Annotated in this window: 6 protein-coding genes and 2 pseudogenes; 7 read left to right on the top strand and 1 reads right to left on the bottom strand. The window is 67.8% G+C overall.

Translation table 11 applies throughout. The features are described from left to right. Both AB0J09_RS46400 and AB0J09_RS46395 read left to right on the top strand, forming a co-directional pair. Positions 1 to 299, top strand: a 299-nt coding sequence (locus AB0J09_RS46400; RefSeq protein WP_360706288.1) for an ATP-binding cassette domain-containing protein, incomplete at its 5' end; no start/stop codon positions are given. A gap of 5 nt (positions 300 to 304) precedes the next feature. Further along, positions 305 to 2,131, top strand: a complete 1,827-nt coding sequence (locus AB0J09_RS46395; RefSeq protein ID WP_360706285.1) for an FtsX-like permease family protein — start codon at positions 305 to 307, stop codon at positions 2,129 to 2,131. Between the two features lie 230 nt (positions 2,132 to 2,361). Here the strand turns inward: AB0J09_RS46395 and AB0J09_RS46390 are convergent, their stop codons facing one another. Further along, positions 2,362 to 5,475: a Tn3 family transposase gene (locus tag AB0J09_RS46390; RefSeq protein WP_360706282.1), complete on the bottom strand. Its 3,114-nt coding sequence runs from the start codon at positions 5,473 to 5,475 to the stop codon at positions 2,362 to 2,364. A 99-nt stretch (positions 5,476 to 5,574) separates the two neighbouring features. Between AB0J09_RS46390 and AB0J09_RS46385 the strand changes: the two are divergent. The 5 genes and pseudogenes from AB0J09_RS46385 to AB0J09_RS46365 form a co-directional block, all read left to right on the top strand. Then, positions 5,575 to 5,880: pseudogene (locus tag AB0J09_RS46385) on the top strand (MFS transporter); the annotation flags it as partial. Positions 5,881 to 6,657: 777 nt separating this feature from the next. Further along, positions 6,658 to 7,536 (top strand): hypothetical protein, encoded by an 879-nt coding sequence (locus tag AB0J09_RS46380; RefSeq protein WP_360706279.1) that lies wholly within the window; start codon positions 6,658 to 6,660, stop codon positions 7,534 to 7,536. Between the two features lie 390 nt (positions 7,537 to 7,926). Beyond that, positions 7,927 to 8,292 (top strand): hypothetical protein, encoded by a 366-nt coding sequence (locus tag AB0J09_RS46375; protein WP_360706276.1) that lies wholly within the window; start codon positions 7,927 to 7,929, stop codon positions 8,290 to 8,292. 40 nt (positions 8,293 to 8,332) lie between these two features. After that, entirely contained in the window at positions 8,333 to 8,548 is a 216-nt protein-coding gene (locus tag AB0J09_RS46370) for a hypothetical protein (protein ID WP_360706273.1), read from the top strand. A gap of 99 nt (positions 8,549 to 8,647) precedes the next feature. Beyond that, a pseudogene (locus AB0J09_RS46365) lies at positions 8,648 to 8,973 on the top strand (phosphotransferase); the annotation flags it as partial.

The following is an 8,973-nucleotide window of genomic DNA, read 5'->3' as shown; positions in this document are numbered from 1 at the left end:
TCTCCGGCGGCCAGCGGCAGCGGGTCGCGGTCGCCCGGGCGCTGAGCAACGAGCCGCTGGTCGTCCTCGCTGACGAACCGACCGGAAACCTGGACAGCGCCGCCACCTTGGACGTCCTCCAGCTCTTCAAGGACCTGCACGAGTCGGGGCAGACGCTGGTCATCGTCACCCACGACGCGCGGATCGCGGCCACCGCGGACCGGAAGTTCTCGATGCGCGACGGCGCGCTTGTGGACGAGAGCTGGCTGACCGGCGGCACCACCGGGCAGCTTGGCGCGCTCGTCGGGCTGGAGGACTGACCGGAATGGGCCGCATCGTCCTCGTGGTCCGCCTGGCTCTGCGAGACCTACGGCGTCGCCGCACCGAGGCCGCGCTTCTGCTACTCGCCATCCTGGCCGCCACCACAACGCTGACGCTCGGGCTCGTCCTGCGCGAGGCGGCCAGCGACCCGTACCAGAGCACCCGGGCGGCGACCAACGGACCTGACGTGGTCGCCAACGTCGGCCAGGCCGACGACCTCGCGGAGCTCGGGAAACTGGCCACCGCCTCCGGCGTCACCGAGCACAGCGGACCGTACCCCGTCATCGCGGGGAAGCTCGAGGCGTCCGGCCGGACGTCGGATGTCCAGGCCATGGGGCGCGACGCCGCTATCGCGGCGGTCGATCAGCCCGAGGTGACCCAGGGCAGTTGGGTCAGCGACGGCGGCGTGGTGCTCGAGGCCGCCTTCGCCGACTCGCTCGATGTGGGCGTCGGTGACTCGGTCACCCTGGGCGGCAGGTCGTTCAAGGTCGTCGGCGTCGCGGTCACCGCGGCCATGCCGCCCTATCCCGGAGCGTCCTGCATCGTCTCGGCCGGCTGCATCAACGGCGCCATCCCCGACGACCGGAAGCTGCCAGCGGGGTTGCTGCACAATCCCGGGCTGGCCTGGCTCACCCAGGCGGACGTGCTGAGCCTCGCCTCGGACCAAAGCTCCCTGTCCTACGTGATGAACCTGAAGCTGGCCGACCCGGACGAAGCCCAGGCATTCGTCGACCGGAACGGCGGCGATCATGGCGGCGCCATGCCCATGCAGACCTGGGAGAGCATTCTCGCCGACGCCACCGACCTGGCCCGAGACTCCCAGATCCTGCTGCTGATCGGCGCCTGGCTGCTCGGCCTGCTCGCCGTGGCCAGTCTCTCAGTGCTGGTCGGCGGGCGGATGGCCGATCAGACCAGGCGTATCGGGTTGCTGAAAGCAGTCGGCGGCACACCGGGCCTGGTCGCTGCCGTGCTACTCGCGGAGTACCTCCTGGTGGCCGTCGTCGCGGCCGCGGCCGGGCTGACGATCGGAGCGCTGACCGCTCCGTTACTCACCGAGTCCAGTGCCGGCCTCGTCGGCGGCGCGGGGACGGCGTCGTTGACCTGGTCCACGATCGGTCTGGTGACTGCCGTGGCACTCGGCGTCGCGGTCGTGGCGACCGCTGTTCCGGCCGTGCGCGCGGCCCGCTCCAGCACCGTCAGCGCGCTGGCCGACGCGGCACGCCCACCTCGCCGCACTGGTTGGCTGATCAGTCTCTCGACGCGACTGCCCGTCCCGCTGCTGCTCGCTCTGCGGGTCGCCGCCCGCCGGCCGCGACGGGTGGTGCTGGGCGTGGTCAGCATCGCGGTCACGGTCAGCGGCATCTACGTCCTGCTGGTGCTCGACGCCTTCCTCGGCGACCAGCCAGGCACCGGCGCATACACCGAAGCTCAGGTGGCGGTGCTGCGGCACGTGCTCCTCGTCTGGACGGTCATCCTGCTCTCCCTGGCGGCGGTCAACGCCATAGTCCTCACCTGGGCGACGGTGCTCGACAACCGGCATGCGTCGGCGCTGGCACGCGCCCTCGGCGCAACCCCCCAGGAAGTGACCGCCGCCCTGGCTACCGCGCAGGTGCTGCCCACTCTCCTCGGCGCCGTCTTGGGGGTCTTCCCGGGAGGCTGGGCGCTGCTCGCCGGAATCAACACGATCACCGGCGGCGACAGCGACAAGGCCACGCTTCCCGCACCCTGGCAGCTGATCGCCCTCGTGCTGGCAACCGTGCTCGTGGTGGCGGCGCTCACCTCTGTTCCCGCCCACCTTGGCGGCCGCCGTCCCGTGACCGCGACTCTCTAAGCCGACCACCACGGCAAGCCTGGTGATGCCGCATAGATCCGTTCCTTATGCCGCTCACCTCGGCGTACCGACCACGGACGTTGGGGACGCAAGGACGGGATTCGCGACCTGCCGTTGAGGATCTCGAAAGGGGTGAGGACCTCCTGGCGTGGTGTGTAGCGGCCAAGAAGCGCACCACCCGCTGGAGGTCCTCGTCCCCACCGGTCGCTTTCGGCATCTCATGAGGGGGATCAGGCCAGGGCCGCGGCGAACAACACTCGTGGCTCCAGATCCAACCGGGTGTTGGGGGTGCCGTCCGGCGGGGTGAGGTTGAGGGTCCAGTTCCCGAACCGGCGGACGGTGTGGGTGATGTAGGGGGAAACGGTCGCCAGGTCGTCCAGGTCGACAGGTTGTCCCTCGGCGGCGATGTCGTTGGCGGCGTTGGTGATGTCCAGGGCTGTTGAGTACATGACGCAGTTGGCGAGCAACTCGTTGAACTTGATGACCTTCTCCTGGTAGTCGGGGTCGTTGTGGCCGATGAGCTTGCCGCCGAACATCAGCCAGTCGGCGAAACCGTGGAAGGCCTCGTTCCGGTTGGTGACCTGGGTGATTTGCTCCCGGAGCTGCGGCTCGGACAGATAGCGCAGCAACGTGATGGTGCGGATCGCCCGGCCGAGTTCCCTGAATGCCCGGTACAGGCGGTTCTTGCGGGAGTGGTTGCCCAGCCGGCGCAGCAACGTGACCGACGACATCCTGTTCTCCCGAATGGAGATCGCGGTGCGCAGCAGGTCCGTCCAATGGGCCTCGATCAGGGCCCAGTCGACCGCCTCGTCCCCGAACAGGGAATCGATGTGCTGGTAGTGCGTGCCGGGAGCGGGCCGGTAGAAGATCAGGTCGTGCCAGTTGCGGATGCGGGGGAGCAAGTCGAATCCCAGGAGCGCGGCCAGGCCGAAGACCGGCAGCGACTGGCCTTGGGTGTCGGCGTGGATGGTATCGGGCTGGACGTCGGAGGTGTTCTTCAGCAGGCCCTCGATGATGTAGACCGCCTCCCACACCCCGCACGGGATGAAGTGGCTGAACAGGGCGACGTAGGTGTTGGAGATATGCCGGTAGGCGATGCCTCCATAGCCCCCGTACCGGATGGACGTTTCCGCCAGGAGGTTGTTCTCCCACGTGTCGATCTGGGAGCCGTCCGCGGCGACGGTCTTCCCGTCGCCCCACACGCCGGCCACGTCCAACTTGCTGAACGCGTTGACGACCGTCGCCGACGCTTTCTCAATCTTGCCGGCGGTGGCGTGCTTGTTGCCTGCCAGCGAGAGCTCGTGCACGCTGACCTTGCCGCGCATGTGTGCCGCGACCTGGGACGGGCCAAGTAGTGTGCCGTGCGCGAACACCGTCAGCACGTAGCGAGCCAAGGCCTCTTTGATCTTCGGATCCGAGCCGGAGGCCGGACCGAAGTGATGGTGCCAGCCCAGCAGATAGGCGGTGCGCGTGAGGATGTCCAGCAGCGCCCGCTGCGGCAGCCGGTCATGGACCGCAGCCTCCAACTCCAGCGCCTCCGGCCGACGCTCGGCGCCCTTGCGCCGCTTGAGCACCGGACGGCCACCCTCCAGCACCAGATCGGTGTTGGAGGGATACCCGGCATCGACGCTCCGAGCGAGGGCGGCAAGCTTGTCCTGGAAGAAGGATGTCAGCTGCGACGACTCGGACGGGATCCCGGCCTCCTCGCAGAACCGGGCCACCAGCGGCTCACACTCCTGCCAGGACATCAGCTGCTCGTGCAGGTTGGCGTAGGACTCCGACCCCGCCACCGCGATGTCCCCGGACCGCAACTCGTCCGCCAGGTAGGAGAACACGCACACCTCCAGGTGACGGCGCACCAGCATCCCCGGCTTGTGCTTGTCCCGCAGGACCTTCTTCCACATCGCCGAAGCGAAGCCGTCGATGTCGATCGACAGCGTCACCGTGACCGGTTGCCCGTCCGCGCCCACCCGCTCGACCGTCAGCCGCTCCGGCACGAACACGGCCTTCGCGCCACGCAGCGCCCGCAGGAACTCCACCGCGTCAACCACGCTTCGGTCCGCGCTGGTCGACTCCAGCGTGATCGCGGTCACCAGCGTGAACAGCGCCGCACGATGGGACCCGTAGTACTGCTCCAGCAGCGGCAGGTAATTGTTGCCGTGATGGGCCGACACAGCCTCATGGGCCGCAGTCAGCACCTCCACCCCGCCCGCTTTCTCCAGCGTCTTGAGCACCAACCGGCCGGCTCGCTCCGCCACCTCACGCGTGTCCGGCGCCCGGCCCTTCACCGAGGCATCGCCGTTGCTCTCGGCCGACGCCTCCTCCTCAGGGGCGGTGGCCTCGCGAACCATGGACAGCACGTCGCCGAAGACGCCCAACAGCCGCTCCGATTCGACCCGATGCGCCTCCCGCAGGGCCTCCAAGCGCTCGCGCCCCTTCTTGTGGATCGCGGCCATCCGCTTGCAGAACATCGTCCCCACGTCATCGCGGACACTGGTCCGGACTGCGTGCACAAAGCACACAATCAGCGTCAGCCGCTTGTCCCCGTTGGTGATCTTCTTCATGTCGGCGACGTCGGTGACCCGCGCCTCCCCAGCGAAATGAGCGATCTTCCCCGGTGGCACGCCATCCAGCCACACCTCGGTCGGCCCGATCGCGTCGATACCCTCCAGCAACTCCAGGCGCTGCTTGAACTTGCCCAGCGACGCGGCCTGCGCCACATCCTTCAAACGGTCGAACTCGCTGCGCCGACTGATCGGATCCACCACCAGCATCCGCCCCAGCCTGGCCTTGGCCCCAGCATCGAGCCGCCCAGCGACACTCTGGTAGAAGCCGTTGTTGACCTCGGTGCGGATCGTCGCGGCCATCGCATCCAGCGTGGTGTAGCCCGGCAGCTCACAGCGCGCCCGGACCAGCTCCTCCAACGCCACGTTGATCAAGTCCGCAGGATTATCTTTCGTCAGGACCGCCCTGCGAATCGCATCCTCGGCCACCTTCCGGACCCCAGCCCCGTCATAGACGACCTTCATCCGCTTGCGGACGAACTCCCGATGCCGCTTGGCCGACCGAACCGCCGCACGCTCCAGCGCTACGTCCTCGCCAAGCCCCAGAACGTCCCTCACATGCCGCACCACCACCAGCGGCACATCCTCGACCTTCGGGAAGTACCCCAGCCGCTGGTAGGACTTCAACCACACCACCAGGGCCAGCAGATGCTGCTGATCCTGCGTCTTGGTCCGCGCCCACTCCACCTCGGCATCCGTCGGCGTGAACGCCTCAGACAGCTCCCGCCCCGACACCACGCGGCCAAAGCGTGGATACGCCGTCCGATCGACCGAGGTCACAGCCAACCCCCGCAGATGCGGCCAACAAGACGCCACCCACCCTAACGATCAGCCCTTAGCCCCGCGGCCCCTTTCCGGCGTATTCCGGCCGCACCCCAGGTATGGGGGCTGGCGCTGAACCTGGTCTTCCTGACCGGCTTCGCCCTGCTGGCCCACCTCAGCGTCCCTGCGGTGGCCTTCATGCTCGGCATCGGCCTGGTGGGCGTCACCATGAACCCCGCCATGGCCACTCGAGTTCAGCGCACCGCCAACGCCCGGCCGCTGGCCAACACGGTCCACTCGTCCTTCATCACCCTTGGGGTCATCGTCGGCTCCTCGGGCGGAGGCCTGACCATCGATGCCTACGGCCTGCGTGCCCCCCTCTGGCTCGGCGCGGCACTGGCGGCGCTGGGCCTGCTAAGCCTCTCCTCCCGGAGGTCCGCATGCGCAGGAAGCCGCGCGGCCCGGACTTCACCCTCCGATAAGGCCCTCCTCCCGGGTCGGGGTCGGTACAACGGGACAGCCGGTCCCGGCACCAGACGACGGCTGGATTCGGCTGGAACATGGCGAGATGAATCAGGCCAGACAACGATCAGGTGACCGTTTCCCCGGTTGCGTCCGCGGGAGTGTGTATGAGATTGACCTGGTCACAGGCGTGGCGTCGTGAAATGACGACGGCCATCGCGTTTGAGTGCCGGGATCTGATGATCACGAAGGCGCATCTCGATGGATTCAGTCGTCATGAGCCGGCCACCGCGGCGGCCGGGGCGCCCCACGCGCGGACGGCACGCGGCCCTGGCTCCTGCCCAAGAAGTGCAGCTCGGTCACTCCGTCTGAGTCCCGCCCAACACGGTCTCACAAGTCTCCGGCAACGCCCCTGTGTCGCAGGAAATATCGCTTCTAGTGCGCGAAGTGCCCATATTTCGCCCGGGGTTTATCTTATCGACACCCATCGCTCCGATTGCTAGGTTGATCATGATCAACCAAATCAGCCGAACGACCAGCAGGGTGATGCACTTGCGCGAAAATACCCAAATCAGCGGAGCATCTGCCGTAAGTCGTCGCACGCTCCTCCGAACGGGTACAGGGATAGCAGCCGCCGCCGCCAGTGGCGGCCTTTCCTTGTTCGCGGCTGAATCGGCGTCCGCGACCGTCCCGACATCGCAGCGTTTCGTATTCGAGGGGGCCGGCGGCGATCCCGTTGTGCGGGCCACACTTCACCAGCCTTACTGGGCGATGCAGTCCTTCGCCTTTGACCACGTCCACGGGCACATCTACTTCGTGCAGACCAAGGTCGGGAGCACGAACGGCGACCTCTGGATGACCAGGACCGACCTGAGCGGCAAGGTGCTGGGCGCCATGGCGCTCCACGGGTTCGACCACGGTTCGTCGATGGCGATCCAGCCAGACACGTTCGGATCTCCGTATGTGTGGCTCGCGGGCGACTGGAGGAGCTTGTCCCCCGATACGGCCCCGAACAGCCACACGATCTGCCGCATCAAGTACAGCGACGGGGGCCTGCTCGACTACGCCAAGGATGCGGGGGTCGGGAAATTCCCGATCGGCCTCTCCGATTTCCGGGACTGTCCAAGACCGTCGATCGATCCCTACACCAACCGGCTGCTCGTCCGGTACATGGGGACGACGAGCCCGTGGCGCCTCGCGCTGTTCGACCTCCCCGCCGTCATCAACAAGGGCATCAGCGACACCACTCCCATCCTTGCCAAGCGCGCCCTCCCGACCAACGCCCAACTCGGTCTCTCCGACTCCGACCACTTCCAGGGCGTGACCTCGTACGGCCAGTACGCGTACCTCTCCTACGGTGGTCCGCCCGCGGAGCCCTCGGACCCGGCCAAGCCGTCCTACCTGGTCCGTCTCGACATGAACAAGGCCGGGGGTTCGGTCGAGGAGGTGTACCGGACGAGAGCGGGCGAGTCGCTGCCCGGTCGCGAACCTCAGGGAATGGCGATCTGGCGATCATCGGGCGGCCCGCGCCTCGCGTTCGGCTTCTCCAGCAAGATCAGTGGCAGTCCTGACCAGTTCCAGGCGACCGTCTTCTACAAGAGCGACCTCACCGGGTAAGTCGCCTGAACCGTAAGCCCGTTCGGGCTTGCGCCATCCTCTTCCGCCCGTACGGCGCGGGTCACCCCGTGCCGTACGGAACGCGGACCGGCGGGCGGACGGAGCAGGACCGCACGGGCCGGTCCGGACCCGCGTCGCCACTCACCTGACCCGTGCGGTCCTTCTGGGGCGACGTTTCCGCCTGGCGGCGCGCGGGCGTTCAAGGTTCCGCCCACGGTTCGTCAGAGGCGGGACACAGCACAGGGAACGGACGCGGTCGAGTTCGTCCATCGGCCGACGCGCGGCGACATCCGGGTGCGCGACCGGATCAGGAAGCTGTCTCTGCTGCGGGGTGCGGTGCGTGTTCTTCGCGGTGTCGGGCCTTGTGCGGCGGGCCGTCCGGGTCGTCGCGTGATCGCGGCCAACCGGGGCGACCGCCTGGAAAGGTTCATGCCGTCGGCCGACCCCACTCGGCGCCGGGTCTGGGTCACCCGCTCCATGCGCCACGGACACGGCGATGAGTTCAGCGCCCGCGACGCCATGTCCGCCGCACGAGCGGCGATGACATCGGTGAAGGACATGCACCGCGCCACCACCTTCGAGGCCGGCAACCCCTGCTCGATCGCACGAGCGGAGTTCGCCACGACGGCCACAGCCGCCGATGAGTGCATCACGAAGGTCGCCGGCATCGACAAGGTCGGCCTGGAGAACACCAGCCTGCTGACCCAGATGATCGCCGATCTGGAAGCCCGGCTCACCGAGCCGGCGGCAGGCTGACCAGCCCTCGCCGCCATCAACGACCAGCCAGGAGCCCATCATGACCACCCTCGAACGCACCCTCGCCAAAGCCCTCACCGAGATCGTCATCAGGCTTGATCACAGCGACGACGACTCCCTCACACCAGAGGCCGCGATGGAGGTGCTCCAGCCGATGATCGCCCTCCTGCAGGACCTCCCCAAGCAGGACCGGCAAGCCCTCGCCGAACTGATCAACCAGTGCGCGCAGGAGGAACCGACTGTGACCGGCAGCTGACAGCCTGGGAACCGCCCGAAACCCTGGGCCTCCTGATCTGAAAGCCTTGAACCGGAGAGAAAACGGGGCGGGCCGCCCATCCGGCTACTTTTGCCCCGTATGACGCATACCGAGATTGAGATCACCGCGGAGTTGGTGCGGGATCTGCTGCGCGACCAGCACCCCAACCTGGCCGATTACCCTGTGCGGCTCGGCGCGCGGGGCTGGGACAACCAGCTATGGCGGCTCGGCGACGACCTCGCCGTCCGGCTGCCCTGAGCGACGCAGTCCGCGGACGCGCTGCTGCGCAAGAAGCACACCTGGCTGCCCGCTCTCGCCCCGCGCCTTCCGCTGCCGGTTCCCGTTCCGCAGCGCCTCGGCGAGCCCTCCGCGCGGTTTCCGCGACCGTGGATCGTCACCACCTGGGCGCCGGGCACGCCAGCCGA

Source organism: Nonomuraea sp. NPDC049784, assembly GCF_040659615.1.
GTDB lineage: Bacteria > Actinomycetota > Actinomycetes > Streptosporangiales > Streptosporangiaceae > Nonomuraea.
The sequence above is the reverse complement of the archived record's forward strand: the minus strand, read 5'-3'. Positions and strand labels throughout refer to the sequence as shown.

Excerpts from the sequence above, each read along its gene's own strand:
- AB0J09_RS46395 (WP_360706285.1), top strand. The coding sequence starts at position 305 with ATGGGCCGCATCGTCCTCGTGGTCCGCCTGGCTCTGCGAGACCTACGG.
- AB0J09_RS46370 (WP_360706273.1), top strand. The coding sequence starts at position 8,333 with ATGACCACCCTCGAACGCACCCTCGCCAAAGCCCTCACCGAGATCGTC.